General features: G+C 43.3%; 20 protein-coding genes and 1 pseudogene. 10 read left to right on the top strand and 11 right to left on the bottom strand.

The genetic code is table 11. The annotated features are described in order from the left end of the window. Positions 1-273: 273 nt before the first annotated feature. The 4 genes from FTV12_RS12825 to FTV12_RS12810 form a co-directional block, all read right to left on the bottom strand. Positions 274-1,173 (bottom strand): LysR substrate-binding domain-containing protein, encoded by a 900-nt coding sequence (locus FTV12_RS12825; protein ID WP_166134896.1) that lies wholly within the window; start codon positions 1,171-1,173, stop codon positions 274-276. An 87-nt stretch (positions 1,174-1,260) separates the two neighbouring features. Continuing rightward, a complete protein-coding gene (locus FTV12_RS12820) occupies positions 1,261-1,965 on the bottom strand; it encodes an NAD-dependent deacylase (RefSeq protein ID WP_179993005.1) in 705 nt (234 codons plus the stop codon). A 19-nt stretch (positions 1,966-1,984) separates the two neighbouring features. Further along, entirely contained in the window at positions 1,985-2,917 is a 933-nt protein-coding gene (locus FTV12_RS12815) for an alpha/beta fold hydrolase (protein WP_180034169.1), read from the bottom strand. 14 nt (positions 2,918-2,931) lie between these two features. Then, a complete protein-coding gene (locus FTV12_RS12810) occupies positions 2,932-3,480 on the bottom strand; it encodes a PadR family transcriptional regulator (RefSeq protein WP_166134890.1) in 549 nt (182 codons plus the stop codon). A gap of 166 nt (positions 3,481-3,646) precedes the next feature. On the opposite strand from FTV12_RS12810, the gene FTV12_RS12805 reads away from it, so the two are divergent. The 3 genes from FTV12_RS12805 (at position 3,647) to FTV12_RS12795 (ending at position 7,446) form a co-directional block, all read left to right on the top strand. Next, complete coding sequence (locus FTV12_RS12805; protein WP_179993003.1) at positions 3,647-5,671, top strand: NADPH-dependent 2,4-dienoyl-CoA reductase; 2,025 nt, start codon at positions 3,647-3,649, stop codon at positions 5,669-5,671. A 188-nt stretch (positions 5,672-5,859) separates the two neighbouring features. After that, positions 5,860-6,270, top strand: coding sequence for a nuclear transport factor 2 family protein (locus FTV12_RS12800; protein ID WP_179993002.1), 411 nt, complete (start codon positions 5,860-5,862; stop codon positions 6,268-6,270). A gap of 69 nt (positions 6,271-6,339) precedes the next feature. Beyond that, positions 6,340-7,446 (top strand): YheT family hydrolase, encoded by a 1,107-nt coding sequence (locus FTV12_RS12795; protein WP_166134882.1) that lies wholly within the window; start codon positions 6,340-6,342, stop codon positions 7,444-7,446. A gap of 61 nt (positions 7,447-7,507) precedes the next feature. On the opposite strand, the gene FTV12_RS12790 is transcribed toward FTV12_RS12795, so the two are convergent. Continuing rightward, the gene (locus tag FTV12_RS12790) at positions 7,508-7,963 is read right to left on the bottom strand and encodes a hypothetical protein (RefSeq protein WP_373683629.1); all 456 of its coding nucleotides are present in this window, start codon (positions 7,961-7,963) and stop codon (positions 7,508-7,510) included. Positions 7,964-8,191: 228 nt separating this feature from the next. On the opposite strand from FTV12_RS12790, the gene FTV12_RS12785 reads away from it, so the two are divergent. The 7 genes from FTV12_RS12785 to FTV12_RS16565 all read left to right on the top strand — a co-directional run bounded on the left by FTV12_RS12785 (position 8,192) and on the right by FTV12_RS16565 (position 14,871). Continuing rightward, positions 8,192-9,832 (top strand): CTP synthase, encoded by a 1,641-nt coding sequence (locus FTV12_RS12785; protein WP_104426986.1) that lies wholly within the window; start codon positions 8,192-8,194, stop codon positions 9,830-9,832. Between the two features lie 31 nt (positions 9,833-9,863). Beyond that, entirely contained in the window at positions 9,864-10,721 is an 858-nt protein-coding gene (kdsA, locus tag FTV12_RS12780) for a 3-deoxy-8-phosphooctulonate synthase (RefSeq protein ID WP_004783756.1), read from the top strand. A gap of 44 nt (positions 10,722-10,765) precedes the next feature. After that, on the top strand, positions 10,766-12,055 hold the full coding sequence (gene eno, locus FTV12_RS12775) for a phosphopyruvate hydratase (protein WP_034171067.1): 1,290 nt from the start codon (positions 10,766-10,768) through the stop codon (positions 12,053-12,055). A 7-nt stretch (positions 12,056-12,062) separates the two neighbouring features. Beyond that, positions 12,063-12,452: a septum formation initiator family protein gene (locus tag FTV12_RS12770; protein ID WP_004783752.1), complete on the top strand. Its 390-nt coding sequence runs from the start codon at positions 12,063-12,065 to the stop codon at positions 12,450-12,452. Next, entirely contained in the window at positions 12,421-13,134 is a 714-nt protein-coding gene (gene ispD / locus FTV12_RS12765) for a 2-C-methyl-D-erythritol 4-phosphate cytidylyltransferase (RefSeq protein WP_159123155.1), read from the top strand. The genes FTV12_RS12770 and ispD overlap by 32 nt, the downstream gene beginning before the upstream one ends. A 100-nt stretch (positions 13,135-13,234) precedes the next feature. Continuing rightward, positions 13,235-14,374 carry a rod shape-determining protein RodA gene (rodA, locus tag FTV12_RS12760; protein WP_166134868.1) on the top strand — a complete coding sequence of 380 codons (1,140 nt, stop codon included), beginning with the start codon at positions 13,235-13,237 and terminating at the stop codon, positions 14,372-14,374. Positions 14,375-14,511: 137 nt separating this feature from the next. Continuing rightward, entirely contained in the window at positions 14,512-14,871 is a 360-nt protein-coding gene (locus FTV12_RS16565; protein ID WP_227607366.1) for a hypothetical protein, read from the top strand. A gap of 48 nt (positions 14,872-14,919) precedes the next feature. Here the strand turns inward: FTV12_RS16565 and FTV12_RS12750 are convergent, their stop codons facing one another. The 6 genes and pseudogenes from FTV12_RS12750 to FTV12_RS12725 form a co-directional block, all read right to left on the bottom strand. Then, positions 14,920-15,222, bottom strand: coding sequence for a cyd operon YbgE family protein (locus tag FTV12_RS12750; protein ID WP_159123153.1), 303 nt, complete (start codon positions 15,220-15,222; stop codon positions 14,920-14,922). Positions 15,223-15,225: 3 nt separating this feature from the next. Next, positions 15,226-15,327 carry a cytochrome bd-I oxidase subunit CydX gene (cydX, locus tag FTV12_RS12745; protein ID WP_004783742.1) on the bottom strand — a complete coding sequence of 34 codons (102 nt, stop codon included), beginning with the start codon at positions 15,325-15,327 and terminating at the stop codon, positions 15,226-15,228. Between the two features lie 24 nt (positions 15,328-15,351). After that, positions 15,352-16,497, bottom strand: a complete 1,146-nt coding sequence (gene cydB / locus FTV12_RS12740; protein WP_159123152.1) for a cytochrome d ubiquinol oxidase subunit II — start codon at positions 16,495-16,497, stop codon at positions 15,352-15,354. After that, a complete protein-coding gene (locus tag FTV12_RS12735; protein WP_125279135.1) occupies positions 16,494-18,080 on the bottom strand; it encodes a cytochrome ubiquinol oxidase subunit I in 1,587 nt (528 codons plus the stop codon). Before FTV12_RS12735 ends, cydB begins: the two co-directional genes overlap by 4 nt. After that, positions 18,080-18,271, bottom strand: coding sequence for a cytochrome oxidase putative small subunit CydP (cydP, locus tag FTV12_RS12730; protein ID WP_004783737.1), 192 nt, complete (start codon positions 18,269-18,271; stop codon positions 18,080-18,082). The genes FTV12_RS12735 and cydP overlap by 1 nt, the downstream gene beginning before the upstream one ends. A gap of 287 nt (positions 18,272-18,558) precedes the next feature. Continuing rightward, a pseudogene (locus FTV12_RS12725) lies at positions 18,559-18,668 on the bottom strand (IS982 family transposase); the annotation flags it as partial.

Raw genomic sequence — 18,668 nt, 5'->3', positions numbered from 1 at the left:
TGAAATACAGTAGCTTACATAAATTACAGCATACGTGTTATTAATGACAAAAGCCTACAAAATACTACATGAAGAAGTGGTTTAACCAGCCAAATTCTCTTAATCTATTTATAGTTAGTTGATATTTGCTTTGTTAGATGTCTGATTGCTGTGTATTAGATTTGGCTTGGCGGTAGTAGTTTCCTTTCGTTCACTTCATGCTGTAGTGAATCGTTTTTATTAGCTCATTTTTCCCCAAGAATGAGCTATTTTTTTTGCCGGAAATATGTCTATTTATACAAGATGCAGATGCTCAACCAGATAATCAATAAATACTCTTACAGCTGGTAACAGACCACGACGGGAAGGATAAACCAGATGGAAAATTCCATGTGCCGTTTTCCAGTCTGAAAGTACCCGAACCAGTTCGCCCCGTTCTATATATTGCTGCACGACATTATCGGGCAATAAGGTAATACCACAGCCTGAAGCTGCCAGTTGTGCCAGCATATTCAGGTCTGATCCCATTACGGTCGGGTTGATCCGGATTTTCTTCTGTTGCTGCTGCTCATTCTGCAATATCAGGAACTGTTCAGTATGTTCCTCAGCCATGCTTAAAATTTTATGTTCAGAGAGCTGTTCAGGTGTTTTAAGATCGCCAAATTCATTTAAATAGCCCTGACTGGCAAACAGATGCTGTTCAATTTTTTCAAACTGACGAATTACCAGATTCGGATCATCATCCAGGCTGGTCCGTACCCGTAAGGCCAGATCAAAACCTTCATTAATAATGTCCACACGTCGATTGGTGATCATCATCTGGACTTTAATTTCAGGATATTTTTTCAGGAAATCCGGCAGGATTTTTGCCATTTCATTCTGGGCAATGGAGACGGGCAGGCTGATTTTAATGGTACCACGCGGTTCAGTACTGAGATGATCCACCAGATCATGGGCGGCCTGTGCTGCACTGAGCATCACTTGTGCATGTCGATAGATATTCATGCCAATATCAGTGACTGCAAAATGGCGAGAACTACGCTGAATCAGGCGGACACCAAGGCGTTCTTCCAGATTATAAACACGGCGGCTGAGCTTGGATTTGGGAATATCGGTGGCACGTTCGGCTGCACTAAAGCCGCCATGTTCAACGACCTGCGCAAAACAGTAAAAATCATCCAGATCAGTCAGCATCGTTTAATTCCATTCCTGCAACAATAGGCTGATTAAAAAATGATTGTTGCATACTGTCAACTATAGAATACGAATTTTGAATGATGACTAGATCTCGGACTCAAGTAATTTAAGTAAGGTCTTCATGCCTTCTGTGGCCGTTTGGGAAATCTTGTGAAACTGAACTGGTAAATGCTGTTGATCTGCTTTGGGATCAATATAGTAAGCTGTGGAGTGAGCTGGAATCTCATGGATTAAACCAGCAACAGGATATACTTGCAAACTGGTTCCAATGACCACAAAAATATCAGCATTCTGTACACAATCTTGTGCTTCTTCATAAGCAGGAACTGCTTCGCCAAACCAGACTACATGTGGACGTAGTGGATAGCCATCCTTACAGAAGTGTTTAGTTAAATCTAATTCAGTCCCTTCAATCGGATAAAACTCGGTGGTGTACTGACAATTCGGGCCTGAGGTTTTGGCTAGGCGGATATTACCATGCAGGTGAATGACCTTGGAGCTTCCCGCACGTTCATGCAGATCATCAATATTCTGGGTAATCACATGTACATCAAAATCATCTTCAAGTTCGGCAATGAGTTGATGAGCTGCATTTGGCTGTGCTTCCAGAATATTTTTACGTCGGGCATTATAAAAGCGTTGCACCAGTTCCGGATTTTTAGCCCAAGCTTCCGGTGTGGCCACTTCTTCTATACGATACTGTTCCCAAAGCCCATCACTGTCACGAAAGGTGTTAATCCCACTTTCCGCACTCATGCCAGCACCTGAAAACACCACCAGTTTTTTCATGATTTCTTCTCCTGAATCTTTAGGCCGCTGATGAACTCGACTGTAAATTGTCTTTCAGAAAGATACCGAGCTCCTTGGCAAATTTGAGTGGTTCGGTCAGTAAGGGGGTATGGCCAGATTTTGTAAAAAGTACCTGTTTAGCCTGAGGCAGGCTTTGGGCAATTAGGCGCTGACCTTCCACAGGATAAAGTTTTGACTGCACACCGCTAAAGAAAGTTACTGGACAAGTAAGCTTCGTCAGAGCTTCACGATAATCTTCCTGATGATATAAATAATTATTGATGTACCACGCCATATAATCCACCCGGCTAGAAGGAAGGAGCAGGCTTTGCAGACGAGGTTGGTTCAGGATGAACTTAAATACTTTCAAACTGGCTGGACGATCATTTTGTAGCTGGATAAAGCGCAGCCATAATGCTGCAATTTGCTGTCGTACTGAATTATCCAGATCCCGAATGAGTTCAATATGCTGATGTTCTGCAAGTAATGTTGAAAGCTGCTGCAAAATTTCAATAAATTCCTGATGGCGTGGACCAAAAAGTCCAAATGCCCAGGCATTATCGACCGGAATCTTCGGTGTTTGGTCAATATGCAAATAAGCTGCTATGTGTTTGGCAAAGTTCCCATAGCACAGGCCATGCATGGTGGTTGTCGCGCCCATAGAGTAAGCAATTACAATGAATTGATCTAAATTGAGCTGCTGGATCACCGACTGAACATCAAGCCAGTGACTGGAAATCGCATCCAGGTCTTGCGGGATTTTGCAGTGACTAGACGCCCCAAAACCGCGCCATTCAGGAATAATAAAGCGGAAGTTTTTCTGATGTGGATAGAGAAAAGCTGCCCATTGCCAGCTCAACATGCCCAGACCGGATAGGACCAGTACCGGTTGACCCTGACCGTATTCACGTACAAATAACTGTTCGCCATCTGGCATGGCATAGAAGGGCATGCATATCTCCGTATTTATAATTTTTCTACATCGAATTGTTTAAGTCTGGGAATGACCTGTTCCAGCCAGGCAATCCAGCCCAGTTCCTGATCAATACCCAGTTGCAGAATCATTTTATGAATATACAGGGTTCGGTCATTTTCGTCAGCTTGAGCAAAGTCTTTGGCGAAAATATGCTGATAGGTTTTAAGCTTTTCTTTATGTATTTCTAGATGTCGTTCCAGTTCAGGTAAGGTGCTGTTGCCGCCAAGTTGGGCTTCTGCACGCAGACGAACCATCAATTCTTCACGAAGCTGTGCAGGAGAGCTATGCTCCAGCATCCAGTTAGCCAGTTCTTCCCGGCCGAGTCGTTCTACCTGATAGGTTTTTTTACGGCTATGAGAATCTTCCTCTTCTATGGTCGAAATCCAGCCTTTTTGCAGCATGGCATTTAGTTCACGATAGATCTGCTGATGGGTGGCATTCCAGAAGAAGCCCATGGAGCGGTCAAAACGGCGTGCCAGTTCAATGCCGGTGCTCGGTTTCTCAATCAGGCTGGTGAGTAAAACATGTGATAAAGACATAAACGTCTCAAAAAAGTGACTCGGGATTATTATGCAACATGTTGCATAAAAATCAATTCTGCACTATAAATTAGTGCAACAAGTTGCATAAGGCTGATGCTTGATGGAAATAAATCAGTCAGCCTGAATAAAAATAGCCAGCACATCTGCACGCTAGGGAGTTGAAATGTCTAAATATCCGAATTTACTTGCCCCACTGGACCTAGGTTTTACCACGCTTAAAAACCGTGTCTTGATGGGCTCTATGCATGTGGGCTTAGAAGAAGCACCAGGTGGTTATAATCGGATGGCTGCCTTTTATGCAGAACGCGCCAAGGGTGGCGTAGCATTAATTGTGACAGGTGGTATCTCACCGAATGATCATGGCGTCACTTTTCAGGGCGGTTCCAAGCTCGACACGATTGAAGAAGCTGAAAAGCATAAAATCATTACTCAAGCCGTGCATGAGGCTGGCGGGAAAATTGCCATGCAGATCCTGCATACCGGCCGTTACTCTTATCAGGCGGAAAATGTCGCGCCGTCTCCAATTCAGGCACCGATTAATCCAGTCAAACCGCATGCTTTAAGCTCTGCTGAAGTGCAGCAAACCATTGATGACTTTGCCAACTGTGCCAGACTGGCTCAATACGCCGGTTATGACGGTGTCGAAATCATGGGTTCAGAAGGTTACCTGATCAATGAGTTCATCGCAGCGCGTACCAATCATCGTGATGATGAATGGGGTGGTAGTTATGAAAACCGTATCCGTTTCCCGATTGAAATTGTACGCCGTACCCGTGAAATGGTCGGTGAGAATTTTATTATTATCTATCGTCTTTCCATGCTGGATCTGGTTGAAGGCGGTTCAACTCTAGAAGAAGTAATCCAACTGGCCAAAGCCATTGAGAAAGCGGGCGCGACGATTATTAATACCGGTATTGGCTGGCATGAAGCGCGTATTCCGACCATTGCTACCAAAGTGCCACGTGCGGCCTTTACTTGGGTTACGCGCAAGCTAAAAGGTCAGGTGAGTATTCCTCTTATTACCTCTAACCGTATTAATACGCCGGAAATGGCAGAATATGTCCTGGCTACAGGCGATGCCGATATGGTGTCAATGGCACGTCCAATGCTGGCAGACTCTGAGTTTGTCTTAAAAGCAGAACAGGGCCGTAGTGATGAAATTAATACCTGTATCGGTTGTAATCAGGCCTGTCTGGATCATATTTTCTCGATGAAAATTGCTACCTGTCTGGTGAATCCACGCGCGTGTTATGAAACTGAACTGATCTTTAAAGAAACCAATGTAGCGAAAAATATTGCAGTGATTGGTGCAGGACCAGCGGGTTTAAGCTTTGCCATCTATGCAGCAGGTCGTGGTCATCATGTCACTGTATTCGAAGCTTCAGCGCAGATTGGTGGGCAATTTAATATTGCGAAGACCATTCCAGGTAAGGAAGAGTTTTATGAAACCTTACGTTATTTCAAACGTCAGATTGAGTTGCAACCACGTATTCAATTGAAATTAAATTGCACCGCGACCTTTGATCAGCTGATTTCAGCCGAATTTGATGACATTGTGGTTGCCACTGGGGTGACACCGCGTCAGCTCGATATTCCTGGAATTGATCATCCTAAAGTGTTGTCTTATCTGGAGGTACTAAGAGAGCGTAAACCAGTCGGCCAGCGTGTAGCGATTATTGGTGCAGGGGGTATTGGCTTTGATACGGCTGAGATGCTCAGTCATGGGACCGAAAGTGGTAGCGTCAATCCGGAAAAATTCTATGATGAATGGGGAATCGATACTAACTATGAAAATGTCGGTGGACTCAAGACCGCCAATGTAGAACAGCCTGAACGTGAAATTTATTTATTGCAGCGTAAAGCAGCTTCTGTCGGTTCAAGTCTGGGTAAAACCACAGGCTGGATTCACCGTGCTGGCTTAAAGCATCGTAATGTCAAAATGATTGCTGGTGCAAGCTATGAAAAAATTGATGATCAAGGTCTGCATGTGATGGTAAATGATCAACCTGCAGTGTTAGACGTAGATAATGTCATTATCTGTGCTGGTCAGGAATCTTATACTGCCATGTTTGATGAACTAAAAGCTGCCGGTAAAAACGTGCATCTCATTGGTGGTGCGAAAGAAGCAGGTGAGCTGGATGCTAAACGTGCAATCCGTCAGGGTGCTGAATTGGCTGCGGTGATTTAATTGATAAAACTTAAAAGATGACAGTTTTTGCTTTCATGCGAAATTGTCATGAAAGAAAGTTGATTCGCAACATTCCCTCTCCTTTGTTAAAGGAGAGGGTTAGGGAGAGGATTCTATTCTGAAACACCAGAATCCCCCTAAATCCCCCTATTTGCAAAGAGGGACTTTACAACAAAAAGGAAATAATAATGACACTACAAACAACCCAAACTGCAATTATGCGTTGGCATGAAATGTTGGAAACACGTGACATGTCCATATTGAATGAACTCCTCGCGGACGATGTCGTATTCCGCTCACCCGTGGCTTTTCAGCCTTATCCCGGGAAACAGGTTGTATTTTTTATCTTGACCAATGTGGTTCAGGTCTTTGAAAACTTTACTTATCACCGCGAATTTCTTAGTGAAGATGGTAACAATGTTGTACTTGAGTTCTCCGCCAATGTCGGCGATAAGAAACTTAAGGGAATCGACATGATTCAGTTCAATGATGAAGGTCAGATCATTGATTTTGAAGTAATGATACGACCAAAATCTGGACTTGAAGCCTTAGCTATAGAAATGGGCCAGCGGATTCAGGCTTATCAGGCTAATACTTAATTTCCTAAAATTGATTCAAGTCGGCATGAAGTTTGTACATCACTGATAGAAAACTAGAGGGGAATACAGATGAAAATGTGGCTTAAAAAAATGAGTCAACTTTCAAGTGAATATCTGGACCGCTTTAGCGGAGCCGATCTTCCAACACTTTATTATAATCCGAATGGTTTATTTTCTGGTGTGATTGAACGTTTACCACTTTTAAAACAGAAATATCGTCCAACACCGTGGTTATCGAATGCGCATGCGCACATTCTATATCTGGACTTGATAAAAAAACGCACGATTAAGCTGCAATATGATGTGCTTGAGCAGCTGAATATGTCCGATGGCGGCATTACTGGCATTGCCTGGTATGGTTTAGATTTACCGCCAAGTACACCTACCATTGTGCTATTGCATACCATTACCGGCTCTCCGGAATCCATGCGGGAGCTGGTGCGTGACCTACATAAATATACAGGCTGGCGTGTTGCTCTGTGTTTGCGCCGTGGTCATGCTGACCTGCCAATGCCTGTGCCAAAAATGAACTTGTTTGGTTCAACCCAAGATCTGCGTGAACAGTTGCTCTATATTCAGGACAAGTTTCCTCAATCCGATCTCTATGGTGTGGGTTCCTCTGCGGGGACAGGACTGTTGGTTCGCTACTTGGGTGAAGAGGGCGAGCAAACCCCACTCAAAGCAGCCTTTGCTTTATGCCCAGGCTATAACACTGAAACCGGTTTTGCCTATGTACATCCGTTTTATAGCAAAGTCATGGCTAAAAAACTGATCAAACGTTTTATCCATCCTTATCAGGAAACCTGGCAGATTTATCCTTCATGGAAGCAATTGCTTGAGGTGAAAGACTTGTCTGAATTTGAACAGCGCTACTATGAGCTGGCAGGCTTTTCAGATTATGAAAGTTATACCAAGGCCACCAATCCAATTTATGTATTTGAAAATGTCAAAATTCCATTGATGATTTTGAATTCGGAAGATGACCCGGTCTGTCATATCCAGAATCTGGAACCGTATAAGGATGTCATTCGAGCCATGCCAAATATTGTGGTCGTCACCACTAAAAAAGGTAGCCATTGTGGCTTTTATCAGGGCTTAATGCAGACAGAATCATGGGCCACTCGTCTGATGGCAGATTATTTACTGCAACTTTCCGATACTCCAACGGCAGCTTGAAAGAGATTTTTAAACCATAAAAAACCCAGCATAAGCTGGGTTTTTTTGATGAAGGATTATATTAGTTTTCAAGTGCTGGCATAGCAGCAGCAATTGCATCTGCAACTGCATCATCTTCAGACTTATTTGCAGAAGATGAGTTGTTTTTAGGAGCGGCTGGTGTTGCTGCAGGTTTTGCAGGCTGCTCAGTGCTTGAATTTGTTTCAGCTGCAGGCGCAGGCTCTGATTGAGCAGGTTCCGGCTTTTTAACTTCACGGCGAATTTCAGTCGTAGTATTCGCAGTTTGTTCGCGCTGGATTTCAACAGCCGGTGCTGCTGGTGCTTCTTCAACCGGTTCAACTGGTGTTGATTCTAATGGTTCAACAGGCTCAAGTTGTACAGGTTCCGGAGCAACCACTTCAGATGCTGGAGTAACTTCGGTTTGTTCTTCTTCTTTTGGAGCTTCTTTTTTTACACAACCAGTCAGTGTAAGGCCAGTCAGGATCAGGGTACAGATTAAAAGTTTCTTCATCATCATTGCATCAAACAGAATAGTGTAGGGTGTGAATGTTCCTATTATAGCAGCAAAATGCAATATATAAATCATATGAACTTACTGTAATTTTTTTCAGGAATTGCTGTTAGAATAGTCAATTGTTTATTGTTCTTTGATTTGATGCGGATTGACTTTGCTTTATTGGTACAAGGTAAAGTAAAATTGCGCAACATTGCAGGCCGATTTAGGCTCGATTGTACGAGAAACCCAATGACCCATTTTATTTTCGTGACTGGTGGTGTTGTTTCATCACTAGGTAAAGGTATTTCAGCTGCTTCTGTTGCTGCACTTTTAGAAGCCCGTGGTTTAAAAGTGACCATGGTAAAAATGGATCCATACATTAATGTCGATCCAGGGACTATGAGCCCATTCCAGCACGGTGAAGTTTTTGTTACAGAAGACGGTGCTGAAACAGACTTAGACTTGGGTTACTACGAACGTTTCTTGCGTCGTGCGAAAATGACCAAACTGAATAACTTTACATCAGGCCGTGTTTACCAGGATGTTCTGAATAAAGAACGCCGTGGTGACTACCTAGGTGGTACTGTACAAGTTATTCCACACATTACTGACAACATCAAAGAACGTGTACTTCGCGCTGGCGAAGGTTATGACGTTGCGATCGTTGAGATCGGCGGTACTGTAGGTGACATTGAATCTCTCCCATTCATGGAATCTGTACGTCAGTTAATGGTTGAACTTGGTCATAAACGTACGATGCTGATGCACTTAACGTTACTCCCATACATTAAGTCTGCAGCAGAATTAAAAACCAAACCAACACAGCACTCTGTTAAAGAACTTCTGTCTATTGGTATTCAACCAGACATTTTGATCTGCCGTACTGAACATGATGTTGATGCAGATACGACGCGTAAAATTGCCTTGTTCACTAACGTAGAAGCGCGTGCAGTAGTCGTGTGTAAAGATGCACGTACGATCTACCAGATTCCACGTACTTTCTATGAACAAAATGTTGACGATTTAATCTGTGAACGTTTCGGCTATGACAATCTTCCAGAAGCAGACCTGTCTGACTGGGATAATGTGGTAGAAGCTTTACTGAATCCTGAATACACTGTTCGTGTTGCGATGGTTGGTAAATATGTTGAACTTCCGGATGCCTACAAGTCTGTGAACGAAGCACTTTTACATGCCGGTATTCAAAACCGCGTGAAAGTCCAGATCGACTATGTCAATGCTGAAGAACTTGAAAGCCAAGATGTCAATGAAGTATTGAAAGATGCGGATGCGATTCTGGTACCAGGCGGTTTTGGTGAACGTGGTACTGAAGGCAAAATGAAAGCGATTCGTTTTGCACGTGAAAACGGTGTGCCATTCTTAGGCATCTGTTTAGGTATGCAGCTTGCAGTGATCGAATATGCACGTAATGTGGCGGGTATCACTGATGCGACTTCAACAGAATTCAACCGTTCAACCAAATCTCCATTGATTGGTCTGATCACTGAATGGTTAGATGAGCGCGGTGAAGTTCAACAGCGTTCAGTAGATTCTGATCTTGGCGGTACCATGCGTCTAGGTGCACAGAAGTCTGAACTGGTACCGGGTACCAAGACTGCTGAAGTGTATGGTTCGGATGAAATTATCGAACGTCACCGTCACCGTTACGAGATGAACAACCGTTATATCCCAGTGCTGGAAGAAAAAGGCATGAAGATTTCTGGTTATTCTCCAGTGCAACACCTGGTAGAAACTGTTGAAATTCCTGCACATCCTTGGTTTATTGCAGTACAATTCCACCCGGAATTTACCAGCTCGCCACGTGATGGACATCCATTATTTGCCGGTTTCATTGATGCTGCGAAAAAACAGTACCAAAAAACTAAATAATGCGAGTTTAAGACACAACTAGGAAGTTTAAATGTCACAATTAAAACCACAAGAAATTGTACGTTTAGGCGATATACAAATGGCAAACCACTTGCCATTTGTACTATTCGGCGGCATGAACGTACTTGAGTCGAAAGACTTAGCTTTTGAAATTGCAGAGACTTATGTTGATATCTGCAAACGTTTAGATATTCCATATGTCTTTAAAGCAAGTTTTGACAAAGCCAACCGTTCAAGCCTGAACTCATTCCGTGGGCCTGGCCTGGAAAAAGGAATCGAGTGGTTAGCCGACATTAAAAAACATTTTAATGTGCCAATTATCACTGATGTACATGAGCCGTATCAGGCTGCTCCTGTGGCAGAAGTTGCTGACATTATCCAGCTACCTGCATTCTTAAGTCGTCAGACTGACCTGGTTGAAGCGATGGCAAAAACTGATGCCATTATCAACATCAAGAAAGCCCAGTTCCTTGCTCCGCACGAAATGCGCCACATTTTGCATAAGTGTCTGGAAGCAGGGAATGACAAGCTGATTCTTTGTGAGCGTGGTTCTGCTTTTGGTTACAACAATCTGGTTGTAGACATGCTGGGCTTCGACATCATGAAAGAAATGAACGTGCCAGTATTCTTTGATGTAACACATGCATTACAAACTCCAGGCGGTCGTGCTGACTCTGCCGGTGGTCGTCGTGCGCAGATTACTACACTGGCGCGTGCCGGTATGGCAACAGGTCTTGCAGGTTTGTTCCTAGAAGCTCATCCAAATCCGGATGTGGCAAAATGTGATGGTCCTTGTGCCTTGCGTTTATCTCAACTAGAACCATTCCTGGCTCAATTAAAAGAGCTGGATACTCTAGTGAAAGGATTTGAAAAATTAGATACCCATTGATGCAGTTTTAAGCATCCTGTTATTAATCAACTGAGGAATTGTTCATGAGCCAAATCGTTGACATTCGTGCACGTGAAATTTTGGACTCTCGTGGTAACCCAACCATCGAAGCAGACGTTATCCTGGCATCTGGCGTAGTTGGCCGTGCATGTGCACCATCTGGTGCTTCAACTGGTTCTCGTGAAGCTTTAGAACTTCGTGATGGCGATAAAGCACGTTACCTAGGTAAAGGTGTTAAAACTGCGGTTAACAACGTAAACACTCTGATTCGTGATGCGTTAGTGGGTAAATCAGTATTCGAACAAAAAGACATCGATAATACGATGATCGCTTTAGACGGTACTGAAAACAAAGAAAAATTAGGTGCAAACGCAACTTTGGCAGTATCTCTTGCTGCTGCGCGTGCTGCTGCTGAAGAAAAGAAAACGCCGCTTTACCAATATATCGCAGATCTTCGTGGTCAAAAGATTTTGACTATGCCTGTTCCAATGATGAACATCCTGAACGGTGGTGCTCACGCAGACAACACTGTTGATATTCAGGAATTCATGATTGAGCCTGTAGGTTTCACTTCATTCTCTGAAGCGTTACGTGCTGGTGCTGAAATCTTCCATTCTTTAAAATCAGTTTTGAAGAAACAAGGTTTGAACACTGCAGTTGGTGATGAAGGTGGTTTTGCGCCAAACCTTCGTTCTAACGAAGAAGCTATTACTGTGATCCTGTCTGCAATCGAGCAAACTGGTTACAAGGCTGGTTCTGATATTATGCTTGCGCTTGACTGTGCATCTTCAGAATTCTACAAAGATGGTCAATATATCCTGGCTGGTGAAGGCAACAAATCGTTCACAAGCAACCAGTTTGCTGACTACCTTGCAGGTCTGGTAAATCAATACCCTATCATCTCGATTGAAGATGGTCTGGACGAATCTGACTGGGAAGGTTGGTCTTACCTGACTTCTATCCTTGGCGATAAAATCCAGTTGGTGGGTGATGACCTGTTCGTTACGAATCCTAAGATTCTTCAACGCGGTATCAACGAGAAAGTAGGTAACTCAATCCTGATCAAGTACAACCAGATCGGTACATTGACTGAAACTTTAGATGCAATCTACCTTGCGAAAGCAAATGGTTACTCTACTGTAATCTCTCACCGTTCAGGCGAAACTGAAGATTCTACTATTGCAGATCTTGCAGTAGGTACAGCAGCAGGTCAAATCAAGACTGGTTCACTTTGCCGTTCTGACCGTGTAGCGAAATATAACCAATTACTTCGTATCGAAGAATTGACTCAAGCTGCATATCGCGGTAAAGCTGAGTTCAAAGGTTTGAACTAAGCGACTTATGTCAATGTTAAATGTATTCGACTCCTTGATGAGTAAAGTACTGTTGGGCCTTGCGATCGTTTTGATCGCAGGGTTTCAATATTTATACTGGTTCGGTGAGGGTGGTTATAATGACCATCAGGCATTGACCCAGAAAATTCAGCAACAAGTAGAATTGAATGAAGAACTGAAAGAACGTAATCGCGTTCTGGCCGCAGAAGTTTATGATTTGAAGAATGGTATTGAAGCCATCGAAGAGCATGCCCGTCTCGATCTAGGTTTGATCAAGCCGCATGAAACCTTTGTGCAAATGAGCACTATTAGTACTCAATATAAACCGATTTATCTTAATCCGAATAAAGTAGACCTGAGAACCAATGAATCAGCTGATGTTCCAACAACACCATAAATTGTGGGTCATTTTACCAGCTGCAGGTTCCGGTAGCCGATTTTCCAAAACCGAACTTAAACAATACCAGATGATTCAGGAACGGACCGTTCTTGAACACACGGTTTCCCGTCTGAATCAATTGCCATTAGCAGGTTATGTCCTTGCGATTGGTGCACAGGATGATGTTGCCAAGACTCTGCCACTTTCTCATCTGGATAAAGCACATTTTTGCTTGGGCGGTGCAGAGCGCGTCAACTCTGTACTAAATGCCTTGGAATATTTATCTGAGATTGCTTCAGAAGAGGATTGGGTTTTGGTGCATGATGCAGCCCGTCCTTGTGTGAGTCAAAGCTCCCTGATTGATCTGGTCAATACAGCAATTCAAACTGATCAGGCTGCGATTCTGGCCATTCCGGTACGAGATACCTTAAAACGTGTCGTAAAGGATCATGGTATTGAAATGACAGTAGATCGTTCGACATTATGGCAGGCGCAAACACCACAAATGGCGAAACTTGGAACTTTGAAGCGTGCGATTCAGCAGGCACTCGCAGATGGTGCTACCATTACCGATGAAGCCAGTGCACTGGAACATATAGATGAACCCGTCCAAGTAGTACAGGGGCGTTCCGATAATATTAAAATTACCTATCCAGATGATCTGGAACTGGCGAAGTTGATTCTGGCTGTCCAGCGCTAAATATATTGCAATAAAAATGGAATAAATCGGTCAATGGCGATTTATTCCGGAGCACTTTAACTTATAATTTTGCCATCATGAATTTTCTACCCGTGGGCCAATGATCCCTTCACAGCAGTATCGTTTTTTGCGGCAGTCCGCACGCGATGGTCGTAGTATTAATCCCCAGAATGCCTCCCGATGGACCAAGTTGCACCTTGATCCATGGCTGCTTTGTTTCCTGATTTTAAATGCGATCTTGGGTCTGATGGTGGTTTACAGTGCCACCTCTGAAGATTCGGGGATGGTGATTCGCCAGGCGATCAGTTTTGGTGTGGGTTTTGTGGTAATGTTTATCTGTGCCCAAGTACCACCCAAGGTCTATCAGGCTGCCAGTCCATATTTTTATATGTTCGGTATCTTTATGCTGCTGCTGGTCTTTGTGATTGGTGAAAAGCGTCTGGGGGCAACCCGCTGGATTACGTTGCCGGGTGTGGGGAGTATGCAGCCGAGTGAGGTGATGAAGTTTGCCATGCCACTGATGATGGCCTGGTACTTTGCCCGTAAACCTTTCCCGCCAAAATTTCTAGATATTGTGGGCGCCTTGGTGATTTTAGGCGTACCTTTTGTACTGGTGGCATTACAACCCGATCTAAATATCGGTCTGGTGATTCCCGGGATTTTTGTACTGTTCCTGAGTGGCATGTCATGGCGTCTAATTGCTGGAGCCTTTGCTGCTTTGGCCGTTGCAGTGCCGCTACTGTGGATGTTCTTGTTGCAGGAATATCAAAAGAAACGGATTTTGACTTTATTCGATCCAGAATCAGATGCCTTGGGCGCAGGCTGGAATATTATCCAGTCCAAAATTGCCATCGGTTCGGGTGGGGTTATGGGGAAAGGCTATTCGCAAGGCACCCAGTCTCATCTAGGTTATCTGCCTGAACATCATACCGACTTCATCATGTCGACTTATGCCGAAGAATTTGGTTTTATCGGGGTGTTTCTGCTATTCAGCCTGTTTACGGCCATTATTATTCGCTGTCTGATTATTGGCATGAATAGCTTTCATAACTTTGGCCGTTTGTATGCCGGTGCGATCGGACTGACTTTCTTTTTCTTCGTGTTTTTAAACTCAGGCATGGTCAGTGGGATTTTACCTGTAACGGGTGACCCTTTGCCATTGATGAGTTATGGTGGTACAGCCGTAATTTCCATGTTGGCAGGGATGGGTATTGTGATGTCAATTCATACTCATCGGTAGAAAATTCAATGAAGTAAGTTTTCAAAGCCGGACCAGTTCTGGCTTTTTTATTGCTCGTATTTATTAAAAGTAGCTTTATGCTATAAATATTCAATAACTTAGATAAATCGTATGTAATTTTTATTGTTGAGGGGAAAATGCATAAATTAATTATAGCCATTGGAATTTTGGGCTTATCTGTTTCAGCTTGGGCCAAACCACTGAGTCAGGCTGAATTTAAGGCGCAAACCAAACAAAAATATGATGAGTTAGAGCTAAAACTTGCCGTGTTGAACTCATCGGTAGACCGACGTGAGCATCCTGCACTTATGATTGCTAAAGCCTGTGAATATGCAACCGGTTTAAAGCAGTTAAAGTATCTATCAGAACAGAATCTGCATCTTGCGACAGCGCAGGATGAATTCCGGTTTGTGAGTACACTGGATAATCAGTTTACTCAATCCCTTCAGGATTTGGGAACTACCTATGAAACAGGCTGTGTTTCACAAAAGAAATAAAGAACAAAAAGCCCTCAAATGAGGGCTTTGTTTTTGGCTGTTTAATACCTAATTAAGAAACCAGGTGTAATAACCCCATAGCATTAACGGCCAAGCCAGAAACGGACTAAATAGCCATTTCCAGAACCAGTGCTGAGGGATAAAGCCAACCCCGTGAATAAAACCGCCTGAAATGCCGATCATGATAAACATCATGGCGCGGTGGCTATATTCCCCGTTGGCATCCAGCATTGCAGCAGGATGAACCAGCAACACCGCTGCGAGTGGAAAAGCCAATAGGCAAGAAATCACCATTGCAAAAGGGTTAGATTTTTTTTCTATCTTTACTTGTTCAACTGCAGCGTCTGTCATCTCTTATTTCTCATCCAGGTCTTGATGATTTTCAATATATAGTGCACTGAGTACACCAGCGAAACAGGCCATCAAAATGCCGAGAATCCATGCGAAATACCACATAATTTTATCTCCTAAGACACAGCCTTAGTACAGGCTGTGTGAATTCTCTTGAATATGTTTTTTGGTAATCACGCCCCACATCTTGTAGTAACACCAAGTGGTGTAGCACAGAATCAGTGGAACGAAGATGCATGCAGCCACAGTCATCACAGTTAAGGTATTTTGGCTGGAGACCGCATCCCACATGGTTAAGCTTGCAACCGGATTAATGCTTGAAGGCATCAGGAATGGGAACAGGGCAAAACCGGCAGTCAAAATTGCACCGATCACTGCCAGGGATGAACCCAGGAAGCTCAGGCCTGCTTTATTTTTACCTGCTGCCAGTACAATGATCAAGCCACCCAAAATGCCGGCAATTGGAGCAGCCATTGTGATTGGATAAGTCGAATAGTTGTTCATCCAGCCTGGATTGGCATTGGTCATCACTTCTTTGGCAAGCGGGTTGGCAACACCATTGGTATCAAAAGGTGTAACCAGGGTGTAGCCTTGAATACCACCAAAGTACAGCCAAGCGCCTGCAGCCAGGAAAGCTACCAGATAAACAATCCCCATGATTTTGGTTGCTTTGGCAGAACGTTCACGTAAATCGCCATCTGTACGTAGCATCAACCATGCACCACCGTGTGCACACAGCATAGATAAGCTGACAACACCACATACCAGTGCAAATGGATTGAGCAGGGCAAAGAAGCTGCCAGAATAAGTCGAACGAACTGTTTCGTCTAATGTAAATGGAACACCCAGGAACATATTGCCGAATGCGACACCGAAAACCAGTGCAGGCACAGCACCACCAACTGCTAGGCCCCAATCCCAAGCATTACGCCATTTGGTATTTTCCAGTTTGGAGCGATAGTCGAATCCTACTGGACGCAGGAATAAGGCGAACAGAACAAGCAGAAGTGCCCAGTACATACCAGAAAAGGCAGTTGCATAAACCATTGGCCAGGCAGCAAACAGGGCACCACCCGCAGTAATAAACCAGACCTGGTTACCATCCCAATGCGGGGCAATCGTATTGATTGCCGCACGACGTTCTTCATCATTCTGACCCACGAATGGCATGATCGCCATGGAGCCCATATCAAAGCCATCAGTCAGGGCGAAACCAATCAGCAAGACGCCAACCAGTACCCACCAGATTATTTTGAGTAATTCATATTCGATCATGCTTGAGCCTCCTCATTTGCCTTTTTTGCAGCTTCAAGTTTCTCGAAGTGGTATTTACCAGTATGTAGAGAACTTGGGCCAAGGCGTGAGAATTTAATCATTAAGTACATTTCAATGATCAGCAGTACAGTGTAGAACGCTGCTAATGCAATGATTGAACCCCATACATCGCCTGTGCTTAAGCTTGAAGTCGATAAATGTGTAGGCAGAACCTCACCAATAGTCCAAGGTTGACGACCTACTTCAGCAACAAACCAGCCAGTTTGTGCCGCAATCCATGGAAGTGGTAGTGCAAATAATGCAAATTTTAATAACCAAGGTTTGTTTTCTGCATTGCGTTTAGCCACCGCAAAAGTTGCAAGAACAAATAGAACCAGCATCAGGAAGCCAGAAGCGACCATGGCACGAAATGCCCAGAACAGGCTTGGTACATGTGGAATAGTATCTTTTGCTGCTGCCTTAATTTGCTCGTCAGAAGCATCTACAACATTTGCAGTATATTTTTTCAGAAGCAGACCGTAGCCCAAATCTTTTTGAGTTTCTGCAAATGCAGCTTTCAGCTCAGGAGACTGATCACCAGCACGTAGTTTTTCCAGTTGTTCATAAGCCACCATACCGTTTCGGATACGACCTTCATGTTCAACCAGCAGATCTTTAATACCGGTAACAGGCGTATCTACAGAACGTGTAGCGATAATCCCCATAACATAAGGAATTTTCACAGCATAATCGGTAGACATGGTTTCTTTATTTGGGAAGCCAAATAAAGTAAATGCTGCAGGTGCTGGTTCAGTTTCCCATTCTGCTTCAATCGCAGCCAGTTTGGTTTTCTGTACATCACCAATTTCATAACCAGACTCATCGCCCAGCAGGATCACAGAAAGAGTTGACGCTAAGCCGAAAATGGCAGCAATCGCAAATGAACGGCGTGCAAATGGCAAGTCACGTTTTTTCAGCATATAGTAACTTGAAATCGCCAGTACGAAGATGGCACCAGTCACATAACCTGCAGAAACAGTATGTACGAATTTAACCTGTGCAACCGGGTTAAAGATCAGTGCTGCAAAGTCCACCATTTCCATACGCATGGTTTCATAGTTGAATGCTGAACCAACCGGGTTTTGCATCCAGCCATTGGCAACCAGAATCCACAGTGCAGACATGTTAGATCCCAGTGCAACTAACCAGGTCACGCCCAGATGCTGTACTTTGGATAAACGGTCCCAACCGAAGAAGAATAAACCAATGAAAGTAGATTCAAGGAAGAAGGCCATCAAACCTTCAATAGCCAATGGTGCACCGAAAATATCACCCACATAATGCGAATAATATGCCCAGTTGGTTCCGAACTGGAACTCCATGGTCAAGCCTGTGGTTACCCCTAAGGCAAAGTTAATCCCGAACAGTTTTCCCCAAAACTTAGTCATGTCCTTGTAAATTTCTTTGCCGGAAATCACATAGGTGGTTTCCATAATGGCAAGCAGAAATGCCAGGCCTAAGGTCAGTGGAACAAAAATAAAGTGATACATCGCGGTCATAGCGAACTGGAACCGCGAAAGATCGACCACGCTTTCAGAAATCATCAACGTGTCTCCTTGATTTGGGAAGGATTGCCGGCGATACGCTCGGCGACTTGAGTGTCAAAATCTTTTGGAATAGTAGGCGCATCAAACCAAATATTTTTAATTACCAGAAGTAGAATGATCTTGATAATTAAAATCGCAGTAATCTCTCTTACTGTTTTTTGGTTTAAATTTTTAGAAACTAAGCTCATGTGAACAAGCCTATTATGTGGTTTGTTATATATTATTAATCGATTGTAACTAAAAAATAAATAGACCAAATAGTTTAAATAAATATATATTTATAAGTTATTGAAAATATTAATAATATTTAATTAAAAGTTTGATAATTATTCTAAATATTTGTGATTATTTTTTTGTAACAATAGATTATTTAAATCTGATTAAAATGGTTGGAATTTATTTTTCAAGTATATTAATCCTGATTATTTTGCTGGGGTTTTTATTCAGTTTTTATTCTAATTAACCCGAATCCTGCTTAAGCCGATGACTTCATAATTTGAATTGTTGGCTTATTTTTATGGATCAGTTGATATGCACACAAGGACGCGTAAATCCCTCCTAGAAATCCATGAACACTACGTGCTT

Origin of the sequence: Acinetobacter sp. YH12233, from assembly GCF_013417725.1 — a bacterium.
In the GTDB taxonomy this organism is placed as follows: domain Bacteria; phylum Pseudomonadota; class Gammaproteobacteria; order Pseudomonadales; family Moraxellaceae; genus Acinetobacter.
The sequence above is the reverse complement of the archived record's forward strand: the minus strand, read 5'-3'. Positions and strand labels throughout refer to the sequence as shown.

Bases quoted from the DNA above. Each gene is read 5' to 3' on its own strand.
- FTV12_RS12825 (WP_166134896.1), bottom strand. From the start codon at position 1,173: ATGCTGACTGATCTGGATGATTTTTACTGTTTTGCGCAGGTCGTTGAA.
- FTV12_RS12820 (WP_179993005.1), bottom strand. From the start codon at position 1,965: ATGAAAAAACTGGTGGTGTTTTCAGGTGCTGGCATGAGTGCGGAAAGT.
- FTV12_RS12815 (WP_180034169.1), bottom strand. From the start codon at position 2,917: ATGCCCTTCTATGCCATGCCAGATGGCGAACAGTTATTTGTACGTGAA.
- FTV12_RS12810 (WP_166134890.1), bottom strand. From the start codon at position 3,480: ATGTCTTTATCACATGTTTTACTCACCAGCCTGATTGAGAAACCGAGC.
- FTV12_RS12805 (WP_179993003.1), top strand. From the start codon at position 3,647: ATGTCTAAATATCCGAATTTACTTGCCCCACTGGACCTAGGTTTTACC.
- FTV12_RS12800 (WP_179993002.1), top strand. From the start codon at position 5,860: ATGACACTACAAACAACCCAAACTGCAATTATGCGTTGGCATGAAATG.
- FTV12_RS12795 (WP_166134882.1), top strand. From the start codon at position 6,340: ATGAAAATGTGGCTTAAAAAAATGAGTCAACTTTCAAGTGAATATCTG.
- FTV12_RS12790 (WP_373683629.1), bottom strand. From the start codon at position 7,963: ATGATGATGAAGAAACTTTTAATCTGTACCCTGATCCTGACTGGCCTT.
- FTV12_RS12785 (WP_104426986.1), top strand. From the start codon at position 8,192: ATGACCCATTTTATTTTCGTGACTGGTGGTGTTGTTTCATCACTAGGT.
- kdsA (WP_004783756.1), top strand. From the start codon at position 9,864: ATGTCACAATTAAAACCACAAGAAATTGTACGTTTAGGCGATATACAA.
- eno (WP_034171067.1), top strand. From the start codon at position 10,766: ATGAGCCAAATCGTTGACATTCGTGCACGTGAAATTTTGGACTCTCGT.
- FTV12_RS12770 (WP_004783752.1), top strand. From the start codon at position 12,063: ATGTCAATGTTAAATGTATTCGACTCCTTGATGAGTAAAGTACTGTTG.
- ispD (WP_159123155.1), top strand. From the start codon at position 12,421: ATGAATCAGCTGATGTTCCAACAACACCATAAATTGTGGGTCATTTTA.
- rodA (WP_166134868.1), top strand. From the start codon at position 13,235: ATGATCCCTTCACAGCAGTATCGTTTTTTGCGGCAGTCCGCACGCGAT.
- FTV12_RS16565 (WP_227607366.1), top strand. From the start codon at position 14,512: ATGCATAAATTAATTATAGCCATTGGAATTTTGGGCTTATCTGTTTCA.
- FTV12_RS12750 (WP_159123153.1), bottom strand. From the start codon at position 15,222: ATGACAGACGCTGCAGTTGAACAAGTAAAGATAGAAAAAAAATCTAAC.
- cydX (WP_004783742.1), bottom strand. From the start codon at position 15,327: ATGTGGTATTTCGCATGGATTCTCGGCATTTTGATGGCCTGTTTCGCT.
- cydB (WP_159123152.1), bottom strand. From the start codon at position 16,497: ATGATCGAATATGAATTACTCAAAATAATCTGGTGGGTACTGGTTGGC.
- FTV12_RS12735 (WP_125279135.1), bottom strand. From the start codon at position 18,080: ATGATTTCTGAAAGCGTGGTCGATCTTTCGCGGTTCCAGTTCGCTATG.
- cydP (WP_004783737.1), bottom strand. From the start codon at position 18,271: ATGAGCTTAGTTTCTAAAAATTTAAACCAAAAAACAGTAAGAGAGATT.